At 70.0% G+C, this 19,721-nt stretch carries 21 protein-coding genes; 8 read left to right on the forward strand and 13 right to left on the reverse strand.

The features are described 5' to 3' along the window. Window positions 1-144: 144 nt before the first annotated feature. A complete protein-coding gene (locus WME82_RS25795; RefSeq protein WP_438037469.1) occupies window positions 145-1,071 on the reverse strand; it encodes a PAS domain S-box protein in 927 nt (308 codons plus the stop codon). Window positions 1,072-1,711: 640 nt separating this feature from the next. Between WME82_RS25795 and WME82_RS25800 the strand changes: the two genes are divergently transcribed. Both WME82_RS25800 and WME82_RS25805 read left to right on the forward strand, forming a co-directional pair. Next, window positions 1,712-2,461 (forward strand): hypothetical protein, encoded by a 750-nt coding sequence (locus tag WME82_RS25800; protein WP_438037470.1) that lies wholly within the window; start codon window positions 1,712-1,714, stop codon window positions 2,459-2,461. After that, entirely contained in the window at window positions 2,458-2,784 is a 327-nt protein-coding gene (locus WME82_RS25805; protein WP_437707273.1) for a hypothetical protein, read from the forward strand. The genes WME82_RS25800 and WME82_RS25805 overlap by 4 nt, the downstream gene beginning before the upstream one ends. 479 nt (window positions 2,785-3,263) lie before the next feature. Here WME82_RS25805 and WME82_RS25810 read toward each other — a convergent pair whose 3' ends face one another. Next, on the reverse strand, window positions 3,264-3,746 hold the full coding sequence (locus tag WME82_RS25810; protein WP_437739124.1) for a hypothetical protein: 483 nt from the start codon (window positions 3,744-3,746) through the stop codon (window positions 3,264-3,266). A 161-nt stretch (window positions 3,747-3,907) separates the two neighbouring features. On the opposite strand from WME82_RS25810, the gene WME82_RS25815 reads away from it, so the two are divergent. Together WME82_RS25815 and WME82_RS25820 are read left to right on the forward strand one after the other, a co-directional pair. Next, entirely contained in the window at window positions 3,908-4,702 is a 795-nt protein-coding gene (locus tag WME82_RS25815; RefSeq protein ID WP_438037471.1) for a hypothetical protein, read from the forward strand. 439 nt (window positions 4,703-5,141) lie between these two features. Beyond that, on the forward strand, window positions 5,142-6,098 hold the full coding sequence (locus WME82_RS25820; protein WP_438037472.1) for a hypothetical protein: 957 nt from the start codon (window positions 5,142-5,144) through the stop codon (window positions 6,096-6,098). 55 nt (window positions 6,099-6,153) lie between these two features. On the opposite strand, the gene WME82_RS25825 is transcribed toward WME82_RS25820, so the two are convergent. The 6 genes from WME82_RS25825 to WME82_RS25850 form a co-directional block, all read right to left on the reverse strand. Further along, on the reverse strand, window positions 6,154-7,137 hold the full coding sequence (locus WME82_RS25825; protein WP_438037473.1) for an aldo/keto reductase: 984 nt from the start codon (window positions 7,135-7,137) through the stop codon (window positions 6,154-6,156). A 94-nt stretch (window positions 7,138-7,231) separates the two neighbouring features. Further along, entirely contained in the window at window positions 7,232-9,106 is a 1,875-nt protein-coding gene (locus WME82_RS25830) for a N,N-dimethylformamidase beta subunit family domain-containing protein (RefSeq protein WP_438037474.1), read from the reverse strand. Between the two features lie 328 nt (window positions 9,107-9,434). Continuing rightward, complete coding sequence (locus tag WME82_RS25835) at window positions 9,435-9,776, reverse strand: YciI family protein (RefSeq protein ID WP_438037475.1); 342 nt, start codon at window positions 9,774-9,776, stop codon at window positions 9,435-9,437. 117 nt (window positions 9,777-9,893) lie between these two features. Continuing rightward, the gene (locus WME82_RS25840) at window positions 9,894-10,322 is read right to left on the reverse strand and encodes a DoxX family protein (protein WP_438037476.1); all 429 of its coding nucleotides are present in this window, start codon (window positions 10,320-10,322) and stop codon (window positions 9,894-9,896) included. A gap of 134 nt (window positions 10,323-10,456) precedes the next feature. Further along, window positions 10,457-11,404 carry a sigma-70 family RNA polymerase sigma factor gene (locus WME82_RS25845; protein ID WP_438037477.1) on the reverse strand — a complete coding sequence of 316 codons (948 nt, stop codon included), beginning with the start codon at window positions 11,402-11,404 and terminating at the stop codon, window positions 10,457-10,459. Between the two features lie 46 nt (window positions 11,405-11,450). Further along, complete coding sequence (locus WME82_RS25850) at window positions 11,451-11,873, reverse strand: ADP-ribosylation/crystallin J1 (RefSeq protein WP_438037478.1); 423 nt, start codon at window positions 11,871-11,873, stop codon at window positions 11,451-11,453. 291 nt (window positions 11,874-12,164) lie between these two features. On the opposite strand from WME82_RS25850, the gene WME82_RS25855 reads away from it, so the two are divergent. Then, the gene (locus WME82_RS25855; RefSeq protein ID WP_438037479.1) at window positions 12,165-12,713 is read left to right on the forward strand and encodes an EF-hand domain-containing protein; all 549 of its coding nucleotides are present in this window, start codon (window positions 12,165-12,167) and stop codon (window positions 12,711-12,713) included. A gap of 48 nt (window positions 12,714-12,761) precedes the next feature. On the opposite strand, the gene WME82_RS25860 is transcribed toward WME82_RS25855, so the two are convergent. Then, on the reverse strand, window positions 12,762-13,256 hold the full coding sequence (locus WME82_RS25860) for a hypothetical protein (RefSeq protein WP_438037480.1): 495 nt from the start codon (window positions 13,254-13,256) through the stop codon (window positions 12,762-12,764). A 96-nt stretch (window positions 13,257-13,352) separates the two neighbouring features. Next, the gene (locus WME82_RS25865) at window positions 13,353-13,748 is read right to left on the reverse strand and encodes a hypothetical protein (RefSeq protein ID WP_437739133.1); all 396 of its coding nucleotides are present in this window, start codon (window positions 13,746-13,748) and stop codon (window positions 13,353-13,355) included. Here WME82_RS25865 and WME82_RS25870 point away from each other — a divergent pair. Further along, window positions 13,733-14,245, forward strand: a complete 513-nt coding sequence (locus tag WME82_RS25870; RefSeq protein ID WP_438037481.1) for an EF-hand domain-containing protein — start codon at window positions 13,733-13,735, stop codon at window positions 14,243-14,245. The genes WME82_RS25865 and WME82_RS25870 overlap by 16 nt on opposite strands. A 19-nt stretch (window positions 14,246-14,264) precedes the next feature. Here WME82_RS25870 and WME82_RS25875 read toward each other — a convergent pair whose 3' ends face one another. Then, a complete protein-coding gene (locus tag WME82_RS25875) occupies window positions 14,265-14,840 on the reverse strand; it encodes a hypothetical protein (RefSeq protein ID WP_438037482.1) in 576 nt (191 codons plus the stop codon). Window positions 14,841-15,222: 382 nt separating this feature from the next. On the opposite strand from WME82_RS25875, the gene WME82_RS25880 reads away from it, so the two are divergent. After that, window positions 15,223-16,035, forward strand: a complete 813-nt coding sequence (locus WME82_RS25880; RefSeq protein WP_438037483.1) for a hypothetical protein — start codon at window positions 15,223-15,225, stop codon at window positions 16,033-16,035. Window positions 16,036-16,245: 210 nt separating this feature from the next. Further along, complete coding sequence (locus WME82_RS25885) at window positions 16,246-17,760, forward strand: arylsulfatase (protein ID WP_438037484.1); 1,515 nt, start codon at window positions 16,246-16,248, stop codon at window positions 17,758-17,760. A 132-nt stretch (window positions 17,761-17,892) separates the two neighbouring features. On the opposite strand, the gene WME82_RS25890 is transcribed toward WME82_RS25885, so the two are convergent. Beyond that, window positions 17,893-18,747, reverse strand: coding sequence for a hypothetical protein (locus WME82_RS25890; RefSeq protein ID WP_438037485.1), 855 nt, complete (start codon window positions 18,745-18,747; stop codon window positions 17,893-17,895). 327 nt (window positions 18,748-19,074) lie between these two features. Next, window positions 19,075-19,581, reverse strand: coding sequence for a hypothetical protein (locus WME82_RS25895; protein WP_437849553.1), 507 nt, complete (start codon window positions 19,579-19,581; stop codon window positions 19,075-19,077). Window positions 19,582-19,721 lie beyond the last annotated feature (140 nt).

Here is a 19,721-nt window from a genome sequence, read left to right on the forward strand (position 1 = left end):
CCGGAACGAGCAGGCGCAGCGCGAGCGGCGCTCGCTTTGTTTCCTTTGTTTCCTCGATGTTGCGCGCCGAGCCTCGGCGTCCGCTCCGCGGTTGTTCTGGTTCCGTGGTGCGGTGATCCCTGGCGGGATCTCCGGGGCTCGGAGCTAGCTGCCCTGGCGGGCCGAAGGTCGAGGGGCGGTGAGCCCGCGCCGCAGGGCGAACGCGATACCCTCTTTCAGGGTCCGGAGCGTCACGACGCCACCCACACCGACGCCCTGCGCGACCAGCGTCTGCGCGATCCGCGGCTGGATGCCGGTGAGCACCACCTGGGAGCCGAGGAGGTTCACCGCCTTGGCCAGCCGGATGAGCGAGTCGGCTACCTGCGAGTCGATGACCCCCACGCCGGTGATGTCGAGGACCACCGTCCTGGCGCTGTGCGTGACGACCCCGTTGAGCACTGTCTCGAGCGTCGCCGCGGCGCGGTCGCTGTCGAGGAAGCCGATCAGCGGCACCGCGATGACCTGATCGGCCACCGGCATGAGCGGGGTCGACAGCTCGCGGACCATCTGCTCGAGCCGCTTCGTCTTGTCCGCCACGCGCAGCTCGAGCTCGGCGTTGAGGCGCCTCACCTCGTCCTCGGCGTGCCGGCGCTCGGTGACGTCGACGCCGATCGCCTGGAACTCGGCGAGCGGCCCCCCTTCGCCGAGCGGTGCGCGGTTGGTCCAGTGCATCCAGCGCACCGCGCCGTTCGGGAGGATGACGCGGTGCTCTGTGTGGACGATCGGGTTCTCGGGGCCGAGCTTCGCGAACTGCCGGGCGAGGTGCGGCCCGTCCTCGTCGGGGACCATCGGCATGAAGCGGTGGCCGACCAGCTCCTCCCGCGTCTTCTCGAAGTACCGGCAGTAGATGTCGTTGACGAAGGTCAGCGTGCCATCCATCCGAAAGCGGCAAATGAGCTCGGTCTGGTCCTCGACGATGCCCCTGTAGCGCGCCTCGCTCTCCCGCAGGGCGGTCTCCACGCGCTGCTTCTCGGCGAGCTCCCGCTCGAGCTCGGCGTTGCGCCAGCGGAGCACCTCCAATTCCGCTCGCATCGTAGCGAGAACATCCGCTTCGCCGTCGTTCATGATCCGGTGATTCCCTTGGCGCGCCGTGTGGACAGTTACGTCCGTCCTAGCTATCTTATCAAAGGACGACCCCGCCGGGTGAACTTCGAGCACGAGGAAGGCACGCGCAGCGCCTCCGACAGCGCACGTCCTCCTGTCCCGTCGACGCACCCTGACGCACCAGATCCGCTGTCTGCGGGCATCCCGCGGTTCGTCTCGTGTGCGAGCGTACGCTTCAGGGCGCGGCCACTCCATGGGATCGGACGAGCCGCCGCCTCGTCGCAGGACAGGCGCCCAGGGCCGCGCGGGTAGATCCGTGCGCGTCATGACTCGATGCGCAACGCGCCTCGGCGAACCGAACACCCGATCTGATAGGCGCACAGCGCGCCTCGGCGGACGTGGCGACTCCACGGCGACGCGACGAGAACCCCACCGGAAGGCCACATCGCCCCCCACGGGCCCCGGCCCCCGCCGCGTGAGCGAAAGTAGATGGCGCGCGAGTCGCTCCCTGAGGGCAAGTACCCACCCTCAATAAACTACAACAACATACACGAAACCACAAAAATCACAAAACGTCTTCGTCGAATGATAATTTTTTCTCCTACGACACAATGGTCACGTGTATCACATGCCTGTGTCAGCACGTGCTGCGCGAGCGAAGGGCAGTGCCGGAGGTGGGTCGGAGCCGGGGTCGGGGAAGCGCGGGCGCGGTGTCACGCTCGACTCGCTGGAGGCCGTGCTCCGCGCCAGCGCCTCGCCGCGGGAGTGGGGCAGGTTCGTCAAGGCGACGGGCATGTCGGCGATCCCGGGTGCGGGGAAGAGCGGGACGAAGGTCGACTACTCCGCCTATTTCTACGCGCTCCCGACGGGGACAACCGCGGAGGTGGATCCCCTGTACCTCTACGGAGATCTCCGTCCGGTCCCCGGGGAGGAGACGAGCGCCCAGCTCAAGCTGCGCTGGGAGATGATGCCGGAAGGGTCCATCCCGCAGCGGATCAAGGGCTCCAGCCGCGCCGTCGGAGGGTGGCCGAAGGTGCTTCACCGCATCGCGACATGCTGGCCAGGGGGCGAGGCGGCGAGCGTCGATGTGACGGCGACCTTCGTGGTCGATGAAGGGGCCTACAGGCCGCTCGCGGCGCTCAGGCTCAAGTCGAGGCCGTCGATCGCGGGCTCGCACCGGCTGACCCAGACGGCCGTCGCGTGGTCCGTCGATCCGCCGAGCGGACCGGTGGCGCGGCTGTCCGTCGCGCTCCTCCGCGCGACGGAGCTCGTCCTCGTGGCCTCGGGGCGACACGCGCTGACGCTGGGCCCGGACATGGCATCAGAGCTGGAAGGTGCGGTATGGGAAGGCGCCCGCAGGTTCCTCAAGGCGACGTGACCGCGCCCGGGCGCCGGCGCTCGCCGCGCGCGTCCGCGAGGCTCTGGTCGGGGGGCGAGGTGACGCAGCCGCCCTCCACCGCGAAGGAGCCGGAGACGATGCGGGTGTCGCGCACCACGGTCTACGAGCTCGGAGGCCCGGAGACGCCGCCGACGCTCGCCGCGCACGAGGACCGCCTCCGCAGCCTGGAGCAGCAGGTCGCGCAGCTCGGGATCCAGGTGGAGGAGGGCGTCGGCCGCCTCGCGCGGCAGATCAAGCACCTGCGGCGCGACGTCGACGGGCTCGCCCGCGAGCCGGCGCGGGGCGCTCGTCGGCCTGGTTGACGGGTACGGCAGGAAGCGGCGCGCCGAACGGCTCACCGAGGTACGGGTCGGCGAGCCAGGGACGAGCCGACCGCCGGCCCTTCCAGGCAGGCTGGGGCAACGCGAGCTGGGCGAGCTCGGCGAGCGAGGAGCTCGCTGCCGGGAGCGCTCGCGCCGCTCCGTCCACCGCTGCCCGGCCGCGCGACGGGACCGGAAGCGCCTGGGCGTCACCTGGGGCGCGCCGGATGAGCGGATCACCCGACGCGCCTTCACCGCGTTGCGACACGAGGTCTCCCCTGTGGAGTCGACTCGCCATGAGCCGACAGTCAGGCCGTGCGCGACGGATTAGAGCCGCCGGGGCGGTGACGCAAGGTCAAGAACGCCGAGCTGCGCGCGCAGAACGGCCGCCGGAGCATTACGCCAACGGGTCACAAATTCTCATCCGGCGAGTGGATTCAGCGCATTGCCGGACCCGGTTCGATTTTCTCAACTGAAGAGACTTACTGCGCCCGCCGGAGCGTGGCGACGCCCTTCCACGGCGGCGTCTGCGCGTGCACGACGAGCTCTCCCTGGTCCGAGAACTCGCACAGCGCCTCGTAGGCGACCCCCGCCTCGTCGTAGGAGACCAGCTTGAACCGATCCCACGCGGGATCGCGGATCTCGTAGGCGCGGTCCACGTGGAGGCCGGGCGAGTCGGCGAGGATGCGCTTTCCGTCGAAGCGGACGACCAGGTGCGCGTACTGGAACTCGAGCATCGACGCGAGCATCGGCTCGAGCGGGACCTCGGGCTCGAACCGGACGAGCCGGAAGCTGCCGCGCAGGCGCGCGTCGATCGACGCGATTTCGGCGCCCGCGTCGGGCCCCCGGGCGGCGCTCGATCCGCAGCCGGCGGCCTGTGCGGTAAGGACGGCGGTGCAGGCGGCGACGAGGAAGCGCGAAGCGCGGGATGGACGCGGGGAGAGGCGACTCGCCGAGGGCGACATGGGGCGGAGCTTAGGGCGAGCGGACGGACAGCGCAAAGCGGCGCAGGAGCGCGCGGCCGTGGACACGCCGCAGGCGAGAGCGCGAACCCTCTTCCTGCCGCGTCCGCTTCGGCTCACGCTTCCCCCTGGAGCGCCGCGGTCGCGCTCGCGGGAGGGGGAGCATGACAGACGTCCTGAGAGGCACCGATTTCGTCGCAGGCCTTCCAGAGCGCGCGTGCGCCGCGCGCGAGGAGGCCATCCTCGAAGCGGTGCAGGCCGGCCACCTGGCGCCGATCTCGTGGATCCCGGTGTACAGCCAGCTCGACGAGCGCCGCGCGACGTTCCTCGTGAGCGCCGACGCGCTCCGTATCGGCGACGCGGAGGACTCCGTCCGCGTCAACGTCTCGGCCCGGACGACCCAGCGAATCGCGGATCTGCTCGAGTGCACGATGCTGACGACGCGCCTCTGCGACCTCGTGTGGGAGCAGGCCACCGTGCGGATCCCGCCGTGCATCGGCGCCCCGGATGCCTCGATGGCGAACACCTCCCGCATGCTGGAGCACCACCGCCGCCTCGAGGAGCAGGTCGCGGGGAGGACCGGGCTCATCGAGAACGTGGGCAAGCACTGGGTACTGACCAACCGCCTCGCGGACCGCCCCGACCGGGCCGCCAACTACGGCTGGTTCGACCCGGGAGCGGCCCACAGGTATGGCCCGCACACGCTGTGGCAACCTCTCGGGCTCGCGCACGATCCGGATCATGTGGACTACTCGCAGGTCGTCCGCCTCGTGCGGCGATGGTGCACGGTCGACGAAGCGGAGCGCGACCTCCTCGAGGTGATGACCGACCCGGCGCTCGCCGGTCTGGTCTCGTCCGAGGGTCCCCTGCGCGTCCTCCGGCTGCCCGGGGTGCTGGAAGAGGCGCGGCTCGCCGCGCGCCCGAAGGAGCGCGCCGGCCGCGCGCCCGAAGAGGTGTGATCGGCGCGCGCCCCTTGGGGCCTCCGCCTCACATCCCGATCATCAGTCGCGGGCTGGCGCCCTGTGTAACGCGCCTTCGTGCCGCGCGGATGTCTCCGCCGCTGTGCCCCGCGCGCCTGGCCATTCCTGCGCAACGCCGCCCCGATTGCGCGAGTCCCTGCTCAACTTGAGCAAACCAGCGCAGGCCACCCCGCGCTCACGCCGCGCGGCGTCGTGTCCCCGGAGCGCCTGGCCAGGTCGTGGGCCCTCGACGCGGGCGTGGCACGGAGCGTGATTGGACGCCGGCCGTGGGGAACGAGGACACCCGCGGGAGACGGCTCTCGACGACCTCCAGGTGCCCGACATCGCTTCAACCCACATCGCCCCGCGCCGGGACACGCCCGGGCTCAGCGTCGAGCTGAAATTTCCTCAGACACCCAAGGCCACAAAGGATCGCTCCATGACCGAAAGAACTCACGGGCTTCTCGCCAACAATCCTCGCCGAACGTACCGAGCCGCGCCCCTGCTCGCCGCGGCGCTCATGATGGGCTGCACCGCCGCGTCGACCGAGGCGGACGACGCCGCCCCTCTCGCCCAGCCCTCGGCTGACGGCGGGCTGCGCTTCGCGAGCGAGCACGACGCGCTCGGGTGGGTCGCCAGGCGGGCCGAAGAGCTCGAGATGGGCCCGGTGATGGTCGAACGAGACGAGGGCGGCCGGCCCATCAAGGTGGCCGGCGTGTCGATCGGCTCGCCCGACGAGATCGCCGCGGCGAAGGCGGGCTTGATCGGCGAGCTGGGTGGTGAAGACCATGCGGTCGAGATCGCGGGGGAGCGCTATCTCCTGGAAGGCCAGGAGTCCGGGCTGTTCGCCGCGGTCGCCCACTGCAACGGCGGCCTCTGCACGAATGACGAGTCGTTCAAGAACGACTACGTGTTGTATCGAGAGCTCGGCAGCCGAACCTCGGTGACGTCAGGGGGGTTCGAGACCCGGCGCCAGACGATCCAGGGCCGCGGAGAGTACGAGTGCGTGGACCTGCCGGGGCCCCTGCCCGTCAAATGCACCGGCTACTGCACGTATCCGTCCAGCTGCCCTTCCGGCTTCACGGTGGAGAGCACCGCCGGCTACCCCACGTGCAGGACGACCTGCGTCGGCCAGGTGCGCAACGTGACGCTCTCGATCTCGATCGAGGGCTTCGAGTTCTTCGAGTCGAGCGGCATCCTCGTCCCCTCCATCCCGGCGCGAAGCGGCACGACCAACGACTCGAGCCTCGAGGTCAAATACTGGGAGTACGGCATCGGCATCGACTCCGTGATCTCCGACGCCGATGGGCTGTGCGGCTCACACTCGACGTCCGGCCCGGAGGGGTTCGTCGTCGCCAAGAGCCACTGGGGCAGCGTGCCCACCGCGTGCCAGTAGCCCTCCCTCGGCGCTCGCGGCCGCGGGCCGAGGCGCGCTCTTCAGGCCGCCTCGCTCACTGGTTCACGAGCTGCATGCCGGGCGCCGGATAGCGGAGGCCGGCGGCCGCTCCCTTCGGCGCCACCGCGTCGAGGCGCCGCAGATCGGCCTCGCCGAGCGTGATCGCCTCCGCGGCGACGTTCTCCTCGAGGTAGGTGCGGCGCTTCGTGCCGGGGATCGGGACGATGAAATCCCCCTGCGCGAGCACCCACGCGAGCGCGAGCTGCGACGCCTTCACGCCCTTCTCCCGCGCGACGCCCTCGACCTTCGCGACGAGGTCGAGGTTCCGCTGGAAGTTCTCGCCCTGGAATCGCGGCGAGATGCGGCGGTAGTCGTCCGGCGCGAGATCCTCGAAGCGCCGGATCTGCCCCGTGAGGAAGCCGCGGCCGAGGGGGCTGTACGCGAGGAAGCCGACGCCGAGCTCGCGGCACGTGGCGAGCACGTCGTCCTCGGGATCGCGCGTCCAGAGCGAGTACTCCGTCTGCACCGACGCGAGCGGGTGCACGGCGTGGGCGCGCCGGAGCGTCGACGAGCTCGCCTCCGAGAGGCCGATCGCGCGCACCTTGCCGGCCTTCACGAGGTCCGCCATCGCGCCGACGCTGTCCTCGATGGGCGTCTTCGGATCCACGCGGTGCAGCTGGTAGAGATCGATCACGTCGACGCGCAGGCGCCGCAGGCTCGCGTCGCACGCCGAGCGGATGTACTCCGGCGCGCCGTTGATGCCGCGGACCGTGACGTCGTTCGGGTCGCGGACGACGCCGCACTTGGTCGCGAGGACGACGCGATCGCGCCGGCCCGCGATGGCCCGGCCGACGAGCTCCTCGTTCGTGAAGGGACCATACATGTCCGCGGTGTCGAGCAGCGTGACGCCGAGCTCGACGGCGCGGTGGATCGTCGCGATCGACTCGGCCTCATCGCGCTCGCCGTAGAAATCGCTCATGCCCATGCAGCCGAGGCCGAGGGCGGAGACCTGGAGAGTTCCGAGCTTGCGTGTGTGCATGGTTGGGCTCCTTGGCGCCGCGGAGAGCGGCGGCGGACGCCACCGTAAGAGATAGCGGGCGGCCGGCGTCAAGAGGCGGCCTCCTGCAGCAGCGCTAGAAGCCGTCCCTTGCCAGCAGCGCGCCCGTGCCCGTCGCAGCGAAGAGCCTCCCCTGCGCGCCCGCGAGCGCGCGCACGTCCTTCGCCTCTCCGATCGAGACCCATGGGCTCTCGTGGCGCACCGGCGCACGCCATGAGAGGCGCCCCTCCCCCGTGACCGAAACCAACTTCCCGTTGATCGCCGCCATGGCGACCACGCCCTCCGCGCGCCCGACGGGCTTCCAGGAGACGTCGCCGCCCCGCGTGGGGCGCGTGAGCAAGAGGCCGCCGCTCGTCGCGGCGAACAGATCGAAATGGGTCGTGGCCATCGCCACGATACCGGGCCCAACGCCGACCGGCCGCCAGACGACCTCCTCGCGCAGGGGGTCGCGGAAGAAGAGGCGCCCCTCGGCGGTCACAAGGAAGATCCCGATCGGCTGCTCCGCCTCGGCCTCGACCGGGCACGCCATGGCGACGACGCCGCGGGCCACCCCCGCGGACCTCCAGGGGAGGTTCTGGCTCGACGGCTCCCGCCACAGCAGCGCGCCGTCCTCGGTGGCCGCGAAGAGGAGGCCCTCGGCGCCCGTCATCGCCACGATGCGCGGCGCGCTGCCCACCCGCTGCCAGCCGTGCTCGGGGTACCGGCGCGAGAGCCTCTCGAGCACATTGCGCGTGATGCGCTCGATCTCCGGAGCGGTCCCCCTGTCGAACGGGGCCGCCCAGTCGACGCTCGCGGCCGTGAACACCGTGCCTCCGCGGCGGTAGATGCCCATGGTCGAGAGCCCGCCTTGCCCCTGCGCCCGCCATTGCCGGAGATCGGCGACGGCCAGCACCACGAACGTCGGCGGCGTGCCGCCCAGCCCGGTCGCGCGCGCGATCCCGTCGACATCGACGATATCGGCCGCGTCGGTCTCGTAGCCCACCGAGCCTCTCCCGAAGGCATCTCCGAGCGCGAGCCCCGTGCCGTCGAAGACCCAGTGCTCGGGGAAATTCACCCGGTAGACCGCTTCCTTCTGCGCCTCCGGGTCGAGCCAGTTGCCGGCGCCAACCCGGTAGCCCACGCCCGTCATGTGATTCTCCGGGCGATCCACGGGGGCGTTGGCCCATTGCACGGTCACACGATCGTTGTCGATCCCCGCCAGCGGATCCTCGACGGCGTCGCGGTAGCAGACCATCGTGCGGCCGTGGTCCTCGATGCGGACCTGCCAGTAGCACGTATTGCCGCTCAGGAACGCCACATTCCCGCCTGCGCGCACGAATGCCTCGACCGTATCGCGCATCTCTCTGGACCAGTACTCGTCGTGGCCCGTGCTGACGAGGAGCTGAACACCTCGCAACAGGTCGGGCTCCGCGTGCAGGTCCATGCTGGAGCAATAATCGACCGCGATCTGCTCCCTCTCCAGCCAGCGCACGAGCGGAAGCGCGCTCTTCGCTTCCGTGCCGCCGGGGCGCTCGAAGGACACCCTTCTGGAGCGGTCCGGCGAGGCCCATGGATAGAGCCTTTTGCCACCCCACCCATTGTAAGCCTCGTCCGTGAAGAACGGGATGCAAACGAGGATGCTCGCGCCAGGGGCGCGGGCTCTCACCACGAAGCGCAGCGACGCCTCCTCGCCATCCGTGTTCTTCAGGGTGGCCAGATAGACGCCGCTCGGCCAATCGGGGGGGACGAGCCATTCATGGGCGCAGGGCCAGCCGCAGCCCACCGCGTAGGCGTCCGGCGGCGTCGCGTGGGCGCCTGCGGAAAACCTGACAGAAGCGCCGAGCGACGCGCGCGCCCCGATCCGCTCGATGGCCATCTGCACCGCGGGATCTACCGCGGTGTTGCTCACGTGAAACCCGATCGCCGCTCCCTGCATGACCGATTTGCGCGCGGTATACGCGTCGATAGCCATGAGCCTCCTGCCCTTCCGCTTCCCCCGGGAGCAACGGGCGGGCCGCGGTCAGGCGTGCGGGGGGGTGACGGCTACGCCCGGAATCACCGCGCCAGGAATCACGGCCGTTCCGTGGAACGGAGTCCAAGCATTTCGGGAACGTCAAGCCCCGATCGCGGAACCTGCCCCGGCACCTGCTCCGCCGCGCTCGCGGCGACAGACCACGCTCGGACCACCGGGAGGAGGGTGCCGAGACCCTGCCGGGAGAGATGAACCTCTGGCCGGAGGCTTCAGACAGCCGTCACGCTGTACAATTCATATGATGATGTAATCGTCGCAGCTTGCGCGCTCAGGAGGGCGGAGGCCCATCCATCAGCGGTAGCACCTCGCAGTGACCATCCCCGGCGACCTGGAGGAAGCGCTTCGCCCCCGCGATCGCCTCCTCCTTCGAGGCCGCCCGGATCAGCGCGTAGCCGACCATCGGCTCCTTCATGTCCGGGAGCGCCCCATCGCTCACGGTGAGCTCGGCGCCTGCTCTCCGGACGCGCGCGCCCATCGCGGTGGGGAGGAGCGCGTCGGTGCCGAGGAGCACGCCCTCCCGCGTCATCTCGTCGATGAGCTTCCCCATCTGCGCCATGTGCTCCGGATCGGGTGCGCAGAGCTCCTGGCTTCTGTCAGGCCGATATAGCATCAAGAATCGCATCGTCGTCTCTCCTTGGGTGCTCGCCCGGCACGGCGGGCGTTCCTCGATCAAAGACCGCGCGACCCGCGCGGATTCATCGGTCGCGCGACGATTTCTCGATCCCCGCTACTTCCGGAGCGGGAGCAGCGCGCGCAGCCGCTCGTCGCGCAGGAGCAGCCCGCCCCAGATCATCGCGGCGACGTACACAGGGAACAGGACGTGGCTGAACAGCGGGTTGTCGACGCGCACGTGCGTGGCGACGGCGCCGCCCAGGAAGCCCGTCAGCAGGATCGCGCCGAGCACGGAGGTGCGCGGGATCATGTAGGTGACGACGCTCGCCAGCAGGACGAGCCCGATGCCGCGGACCGAGCTCACGGGATAGCCGAGCTGCTCGGACCCCTCCAGCACCTGGGGCACCATCATCAGCTTCCCGATGCTGTCGAAGAGCAGGAACGCCACCGAGAGGCCGCTGAGGATCCGCCCGGCCCAGACCTTCTTGTTCGACACCACCACCGGCTCCACGTGCTGCTCCGACATCAAGGCGCTCGTCTCCATCGTCTCCTCCTGGCTCGCTCTGGACAGATCGGTCCTCCCGCCCCGGCGTCATGGCGGCGCGGCGCGGCCGATTCGATCCTTAGGACGCCGCGGCGGCGCCCGATTCATCGGTCGTCCGGAAGATTTTTTCGGAGCTACGTCTCGGGCCGCAAGGGCAGGCCAAAGAGCGGGAAGAGCCGCTCGGCGTCGAGGAACGAGCACACCCCGACGATCTCCCCGGCGGACACGTCGATGACCTGGATCGCCCACGGGACGAAGGCGCCGCCAGGGCCGCTCGGCCGGTACTGCCCCAGCGCGAACGATCCGTTCGCCGCCACCGGCAGGAGCCTCGAGCCTCTGCACCCCTCGCCCACCTTGAGGAGCCAGGCGTGCACCGAGGGACGCCCGCGCAGCCACAGGCGGTAGGGCGGCATCGACCAGGTCGCGTCCTCGCGGAGCAGCGAGACCAGCGCGTCGACGTCCTGCCGCTCGAAGGCCGCCACGTAGCGGCCGAGCAGGGACCGCTGCGCTTCGTCCATCGGCTCATGGAGATCGGCCCTGTCCTCGTGGCCCATCGTCGCCCGGGCGCGCTGCAGCGCGCTGTTGACCGAGGCGACGGTCATCCCGAGCAGCTCCGCGATCTCCGCGGCCTCCCAGGACAGGACCTCCTTCAGCAGCAGCGCGGCGCGCTGCCGGGGCGGGAGCCGCTGGAGCGCGGCCACGAACGCGAGCCGGATCGTCTGCCGCGACGAGACCAGCTCGGCCGGGTCGCAGGACGCCGCCAGCACCCGGCCGTCGGGGATCGGCAGCACCCACGTCGCCTCCGCCAGCGTGTCGAGGACCGGGTTCTCGGCCGAGCCCGCCGGGCCGAGATCCATCGGTCGAGCCCGCCTCGACCGGCCCCGCAGCATGTCGAGGCACACGTTGGTGGCGATGCGGTAGAGCCACGATCGCAGCGCCGCGCCGCCCTCGAGCTGATCGAAGCTCCGCCACGCCCGCACCATCGTCTCCTGCACGGCGTCGTCCGCGTCGAACGCGGAGCCGAGCATCCGGTAACAGTGGCCGGTCAGCTCCTGCCGGTGCTGCTCCAGGCGCAACTCCATCGCACTGGGAGGGGGGTTGGCCGCGGGGCTGGAGATTAACACGGCCTCAACTTCCCTTCGTGGGCGGGTTGCGGAGCCAACCGACGGGGAGGCGGGTCGCAGGATCGATGTCTCCCTGAAACCTCGGCCCGTAATAGACCTCGGTGACCTCGATGGTCCCGACGAGATGCCGGTTGAACCCGTCCAGCTCCTCGGCGGGCACCCAGAGCTCCTCGTGGGAGCGTCCGCCCGCGATCTGCACAGGATACCTGCGGGCAAAATCGTCCTCGACCTCGAACCGCGTCACCCACCCCGCGAACCCGGAGGTCTCATCGGCGGTGTTCCAGTCGCGGGCGATCTTGCGCGCGTACTCCTCGGTCAGCACCGGATAGAAGATCGGCTGATGCGACAGCCGCGGCGGGAACGCTCGATAGCCGGCCTCTGCGATGAGCCGGAGCTCGGCGAGGCCCACGGGTCGGTACAAGATCATCGTCGTCTCTGCTTCCTTTATACCCCCGCTGGACGTGGATCTCAGCGTCCGTCTGCCGGAGCCGACACGGCGACCTCGACGCGATGCGCGGAGGCTCACACAAGCGGGCCGCGCGCGGCCCCTGCCCACGGGCGGGTGGTGGCGGGTCCGGGCCGAGCGAGGTGCTGTGGGCCACGGCCGCGCCCGCTGAAAAAAGATCGAGGGGCGCGTAGGGAGGGCGGCCCGGGGAACGTCTCACGAACAGAAGCCGGCAAGAACAGGCTGGCCCTTGCACCAAGGAGCACGACCCCGATGAAGCTCGCCCTCTTTTCCCACAAGCCCCACAGCGCGATCCGCCGCCTCGTCCTCGGCAGCTTCCTTGCCGCGGCCGTCCTCGCCGGCGGCGGAGCGGCCTACGCGGCGAACGGCGCGGGCGGAACGGGGAGCAAGCCGGCGCCGCACCAGGGCCAGGGCAAGGACGCCCACCGCCAGCACGGCCCGAAGGACCCGGCCCGCCTCATCAAGCGCTTCGACAAGAACGCGGACGGCAAGCTGACCGTCGCTGAGCTCCCCGAGAAGGCGCAGAAGCGGCTCGGCAAGGCCGACACGAACAAGGACGGCACCCTGTCGGCCGAGGAGCTCAAGGCGCACGCCGAGCTGCGCACGAAGGACCGGGCGGCGAAGCAGAAGGCGCGCTTCGCCAAGAAGGACAAGAACGGCGACGGCTTTCTCACCAGCGACGAGGTGGGCGACAAGCGCTGGGAGCGGGTGAAGGCGGCGGACGCGAACCGCGACGGCAAGGTGAGCGCCGACGAGCTGCGCGCGGCGCGCCCCGCGCGCAAGCCGCCGGTAGCCCGGTAGCTCCACGGAGAGCGCGCGACGCGGAGAGCCGTGATCGGCCTGCTCCGTTCACGGCTCCGGCGCGGACCGGAGCAGCTCATCGCCGAGCGCTCGCAGCGCGCTCTCCAGCGCCGGCAGGTCGCTCCCCTCGATCTCCCATTCCTTCCGGCTGTAGTACTTCGCCGCGCCCCGCGGAGCGCCGCTCAGATCGAGGCAGTAGTCGAAGCCCTTCACATCGCACGACCGCGCATCGAAGGCGACCTCGTGCCTCGATTTGTCCTGCGGGAAGAGCAGCTGCACCTTGTCGTTGCCGCGGAGCTCGTAACGAAACAGGGCAAACGAGCCCTCGTACTGAGACGCACGCCGGAAGATGCCGATCGGCTCGTCGGCGAGCAGCGCGACGAGCTCGACGCGGTCCGTGTCGCCCTTCGGAATCCGCTCGATCCAGACGCGGCCGACCAGCGTCTTCGGGTCGGAAGCGCGCGAGCTCAGGAGCCCGTAGCCGGCTGCGGCCGCCGCGAGCGCGATCACCGTGACCGTCATCCTCTTGGAAACGCGGTTCATGGGCGGCATCCTACCCCTTGCAGCGCCGCACGGGGCCCGAGATCGAGGCCCGCGGTCCGCCTGCCGCGGCGCCGCGGAGCAGCCGAGAGCGCTCTCTCAAGAGCCGAGCGGCGCGCCGCAGCGATCGCACCCCTTCGAGCGGTACGAGTGCTTCGCCTCGCAGTTCAGGCAGTGCTTCGGCAGGAAGTAGAGGAGCGCCAGGCCGATGCAGGTGACCACCCCGACGATCCCCCACGCGCCGCTCCGGCCGCGCATCTTCGCGTAATACACGAGGGCGGTGATGAACAGGGCGACGCCGAGGAGCGTGACGGTAGCGCTGTCCATCGCGCGACCCACCGATTGCAGAAGGAACCCTGGCACCCCGCACAGGAGGCTCAAGTTGCTGTAGCGACTCAGCTTCTTCTGGATCTCGAGGCGCTGCTCCGGGCTGATCTGCGCGACGCCCTCGGCGTGAGGCTCGATGGATGCGGTCGGAGGTGCATAAGGGTTCATGCGTTCTTCCTTCCCGGCGCGGTCTCGCTGGGCGCCGCGCGACGAGGATCCCAGGTTATGCACCTTCCCCGACCCGGAATAGCGGGATCCGCCCGCCGGGCCCATCTCCTGGAAAGATCGAGGGGCGCGTAGGGCCGAAAGACCCGGCCCGCCTCATCAAGCGCTTCGATAAGAACGCGGACGGCAAGCTGACCGTCGCTGAGCTCCCCGAGAAGGCGCAGAAGCGGCTCGGCAAGGCCGACACGAACAAGGACGGCCCCCTGTCGGCCGAGGAGCTCAAGGCGCACGCCGAGCTGCGCACGAAGGACCGGCAAGCGAAGCAGAAGGCGCGCTTCGCCAAGAAGGACAAGAACGGCGACGGCTTCCTCACCAGGGACGAGGTGGGTGACAAGCGCTGGGAGCGGGTGAAGGCGGTAGACGCGAACCGCGACGGCAACGTGAGCGCCGACGAGCTGCGCGCGGCGCGCCCCGCGCGCAAGCCGCCGGTAGCCCGGTAGCAGCGAGGTAGCAGCGAGGTCAGCGCCGCGGCGCTGTCTCCTCGCCGGAGGCCGTCCCCTCGCCCGGCGCTGTCTCCTCGCCAGCGCTCGCTGCGGCCGCGGCGCCGCGCTTCCTCGAGCGCTTCGGAAAGAGCGGGAGCTGCCGCTCCAGCACCTGGCTCCGCCAGGCGAGCAGGGTCTGCGCGCGCCGGCGCGCCGTCTCCTTCCCGATGCCCGCGGTGAAGCGGAAGATGCGCCGCGCGAGCGCCTCCCGCGTCGGCGCCGCGGGCTCGAAGAGATCCGGCGCGACCTCCTTCACGACCTCGCACGCGAAGATCGCGCGCCTCAGGAGCGTCCGCTCGTCGGCAGAGCCGGACGAGGAGGCGAGAAGCTCGCGTGCCGCAGGCGTGATCGAGGCGCCGTCGTCGCCGAGCCAGCCGAGGACGCGGGCAGCGGCGAGCGCATAACCGACGTGCCGCAAGGAGATGCCCGTCTGCTCGGAGATCCGCTCCTTCTCGGTCACCCCGCCCGAGAGCGCCTCCAGCACGCGCCGCACGTTCGCGAGGTTGTCGGCCTGGGGGATCTCGGCGCTGTGCAACAGGCGGGTCGTCGGCATGGGCGGCAAGGAACCCCCGGCCCCCGGCCGGGAGACGACACCATAGCGCGCCAAGGCACGGCGTGGGTCTCGAAGACGCCCGCCGGGGCCGGGCGCGCCGTCGCCCCACCTCTCCAGCGCGCACGCCGCGCCGGCCGGGCCGTGCGCGCCTGGTCCCTGTGCCAGAGCTGTCTGCGCCTGGCACACGTGGCGCAACGCGCTAGCGAGCGCGCTCGGGAAAGCGCCCGGATTGCGCGGAGCGCGCGATGGAACGGTTGCTGCCAAGTCTGCCAGGGCCGACGCTCGCGTCGAGCCCGCCGCGGCCCTCCGGGACATCGCGCCTGAAGGAGGGAGCGCTCCGGCTCTCCCCTTCACAGCGCCCTCGCGTATTCCAGGTGCTCCCATGAGATCTTTCCTTCGCGCATTGACCCGCTGGCAAGCGACTCCCGTGTTCACCCTCGCGCTGCTCTGTACCCATTGCAGCTCGAGCGTCGAGGTGGACGCGATGGGCGGCGGCTCCACCGGCGAGGGCGGTAGCGGTAGTTCCACCGGAGAGGGGAGCGTCGACAGCACCTCGACCGGCGAGGGCGGCGGCGGAAGCTCGAATGGATCGGGCGCTGGCGGCTCCACAGGGGAAGGGGGCGGAAGCTCCGCAGGAGAAGGCGGCAGCTCCACGGGGGAAGGCGGCGGCGGAAGCTCCACGGGGGCGGGCGGTGGCGGCGGGTGCCGTCTGCCGGACGACCCCGCGGTGTTCGAGATCGGGACCGGCGAGACCTGCTTCGAGAGCATCGAGGAGGGCGCCACGCTCCCGGTGATGGCGGGGCCCCAGGGGGGATATCACCTCTGGTTCGCCGTCGGCTGCAGCGATTGCGGCACGAGGGTCCGCGTGCGGTACAGCGTCAAGGACCCTGCGACCGGGGACCTGTTCCCGCCGGGCGTGCCGCAGGAGGGGATGGTCGAGCTCCTCCCCGGGGAGTTCCCGCACGCGTTCGGGCTCATCGCGTTTCTCCCCGGAAGGCAGTGGGAGCCGGACGCCGTGCTCAAGGAGGGCACCCACGTGATCCTCGCGGCGGAGGCGCGCAACGACGACGGCTCGACGAAGCACACGGCGCAGGTGGAGGTCGTCCTCGGCGCCACCGTGGCCTGGGGGCTGCCGTGCAGCGACGATCCGGCGACCTGCGACGCCCCCGGCGGGGCCCCGTGCTGCACCGACTGAGCGATACGGCCAGAGGTCTCTGACGACCGGCCCTCCCTGGTGGAGATCGCCGCGCTCCCAGCTGCAGTGAGGACAGCGAAGCGAGGGCAGCGCGAAGGCCGCCGTCCACCACGGGATCACGCGGCCGTCGAGAGCAGATGCCATGTCCGGCGCGCCTGGTTGCGGGTTCTCCTGACTTGTCGGGTGTCGCTCGCGTGTCATTCCATCACCATGCCTACACCCGCCGCGGCCACTCCGAAGACGACAAAGAAGCCCGATGGCAAGCCCAACGTGCTCATCCTCAATGGAGACGACATCGGCATCTGGAACATCAGCTTCCATAACCGCGGGATGATGGGGTATCGCACCCCGAACATCGATCGTATCGCGGAGGAGGGCCTCGCCTTCACGGATTACTACGGTCAGCAGAGCTGCACCGCTGGCCGAGCCGCGCTCATCACCGGCCAGAACCCGCTCCGCACCGGGCTCACCAAGGTGGGTATGCCCGGCGCCGCGGTCGGCCTCCAGCCCGAGGACCCCACGATCGCCGAGCTCTTGAGGCCGCTCGGCTACGTGACCGGGCAGTTCGGCAAGAACCACCTCGGCGACCGGGACGAGCACCTCCCCACGAACCACGGCTTCGACGAGTTCTTCGGCAACCTGTACCACCTGAACGCCGAAGAGGAGCCGGAGCTCCCCGACTATCCGAAGGATCCATCGTTTCGCAAGCGGTTCGGGCCGCGGGGAGTGCTCCACTGCTTCGCCGACGGGCGCATCGAGGACACCGGCCCGCTCACCCGCGAGCGGATGGAGACCATCGACGACGAGATCACGGACCGGTGCCTCGAGTTCATCGAGCGCGCCCACCGCGACGGAACTCCGTTCTTCGTCTGGTACAACACGACCCACATGCACTTCCGCACCCACCCCAAGGAGAAGGTCCGGGGGAAGAGCGGCCAGGGCCCCTACAACGATGTGATGGTCGAGCATGACGAGTACATCGGCAAGGTGCTCGCCAAGCTCGACGAGCTCGGGATCGCCGGCGACACCATCGTCGTCTACACGACCGACAACGGGCCTCACTTCAACACCTGGCCGGACGCCGCGATCACCTGCTTCCGCAGCGAGAAGAACACGAACTGGGAGGGCGCGTTCCGGGTGCCCACGTTCGTGAGGTGGCCCCGGAAGATCCCCGCCGGCAAGGTGCTCAACGGGATCGTCTCCCACCAGGACTGGCTGCCGACGCTGCTCTCGGCGGCGGGCGTCCCCGATATCAAGGACAAGCTCCTCCACGGCCACCAGGCCGGGAACAAGAAGTTCCAGGTGCACATCGACGGCTACGACATGCTCCCCTACTTCACCGGGCAGGTGGAGGAGAGCCCGCGGAGGGAGTTCTTCTACGTCGGCGACGACGGCGATCTCCTGGCGATCCGGTATGACGACTGGAAGCTCGTCTTCATGGAGCAGCGCGCCACGCGCTTGCAGATCTGGGTCGAGCCGTTCGTCCACCTGCGGACTCCGAAGATCTTCAACCTGCGTCGCGACCCGTTCGAGCGGGCCGACGATGGGTCGAACACGTACTGGGACTGGTTACTCGACCACGTGTTCATGCTCGTGCCCTGCCAGGCGTACGTCGCGAAGCTCCTCGATTCGTTCCAGCAGTTCCCTCCCCGGCAGAAGCCGGCGTCGTTCAACCTCGACCGAGTGCTGGAGAAGCTCAACCAGAACCGCATCCACGGTGACTGACGACGGAGCGACCTGATCCTTCCCGCCGCCGCGGCGCGCGTCACGGCGAAGCCCCGCGAGCTCCAGCAAGATCCCCACGACCGCTTGACGCCGGCTCGCTCGGGATCACGCGCCGAGCGGCGGCGGCGTGGTTCAGAAGACGACGGCGCCGGGCGAGCAATACTGGTCGAGGAGGGGCGAAGGCGTCGCCGACACGTTGGCGTCGTCCACATAGTACACGGCCGGCCCGCCGATCGTGTAGATAAAGACCTCGTTGTTGAACGACGTGCCGCAGGTCTGGAGGTACTCCCACTTTCCAGTCTGGGTCGAGGTCCTGGTTGTGTAACCCGTCCCGCCGCTGCCGAGCCCTATCGTCACCTGCCCGGTCACGGTATAGACCCAGACGCTGAACCGCAGGTAGGCGTTGTTCGGCGGCGGGCTGGCGGATGTCCAGTACTGCTGGGCGATGCCGCCGTTGGTCGTCGTCGCGGACACGAGGAGGCTGCGCTTGTTGGCGGTGTGCACGACGTCGGTCTTGAGCCATGTCGCGATGGCGCCGTAGTTCAGGTCATTGCTCGTGGCAGGCCAGGAGTCCGCCGCGGTGCCCCAGCCGGCGAACCAGGACGCGTTGGCGCTGCCATGATCGATGAAGCCCGACGGGATGCCGGCCTGCGCGTTCTCGAAGCCGGGGTTATAAAGCAGGTTGACGATCGGGAGCTGGAGGAGGACGAGGGACTGTGCGCCGCCGGAGCCGACAACGATCTCTGCGGCAGACTTCCCGGCGGGGCTCAGCGCCTGCTGGGCGAGGGCGTCCGCGGCCGGCGCGGTGTTCTGCGCGCCGATGCCTTCGAACGGCTGCACCTCCGCCGGGGCGCGGGCTGCCTCGGGGAAGGCGGCGGCCTCCTCGACGTCCATGAGCCCCTCGTCGTGAGGTTCGGAGCCCGAGAGGCAACCGACGAGGGCGAAGGGGACAACGAGGCTGCTGAGGATGAATGCGGTAGATTTCATGACGGGTTCTCTCCGGTCGGGGTTTGATGGATCGACGGACTGTCCTTCCTGCTGAGCACGCTGAGCACGCAGCGTGCCCGCTCGGCGGGCGTGGATTTGCGGTGATCTTGAGGGGGCGCTCGTGGAGCGAGCGCCGGAGCGGGAGCACACCAACCGTCCTGCTAAAATGCTCCAGGCGCCGATGTGGAGGCTGTGGCCTGGAGGCCAGGACCTCCAGGCGCAGAGGCGTGCCTCTCCAGGAGGCCACGCCGGCGGTGCTGCCTGCAAGCGAGCGCCGCGTAGATGGAGGGCGCGCTGCGCTGGAGCGTGCCGTGGCGCTGCCGGGCTTCAGCCCGGCGGGAGCAGGGCGAGCAGCGCTCGGGCGGCGACCCTCTTGTCGAGGACAAGCACGCTCCGGATCAGCTTCGCGCTCCCGGTGAGCTTCTCGCCCAGCGCCTCGCCGGCGATCTCGAGCCGGCAGGCCAGGAGGCGCTGCGGGTAGCGGGAGAGGAGCGCGTCGCAGTCGCGATAGAAGCGGGTGCTGCCGTCGCTCGCGAGAAAGAGGATGCGGGACGCGCGGGCGTTCTGCGGGCTCTCCGGGGCCCTCCTGGCCGCGGCGTCCAGCCCCTTCTGCTCCCTGGCGAGCTTGTCGGCGATGAGCTCGAGGCCGTGGCAGGCGTGCTCGGCCGCGAGCGCGCCGCGGAGCTCCGCGGCCAGCGCGTCGGTCATCGGGAGCGTCGCCACCTGGTTCCGGCCGCTCTCCCACAAGAGACCCGCGTGCTTGGTGAGGAGCTCGGACACCGCGTCATGGCGCGGATCGGCGACGAGATCTTTCGGCAGCTTGAGCACAGGCACCTCTGCGCGCACCCTACCAGACCCGGCGCTCGGCGACGACCGCCGCGGCGGCGAGCCTCCCGCACGCGGGCCCGTCGGACCAGGCCATCCCTCCCGGCCTGGTCCGCTGGCTTCGGTTGACCAGTCGACTACTCGTTGAG

This window comes from Sorangium sp. So ce128, from assembly GCF_051525245.1.
GTDB classification, from domain to species: domain Bacteria; phylum Myxococcota_A; class Polyangia; order Polyangiales; family Polyangiaceae; genus Sorangium; species Sorangium cellulosum_B.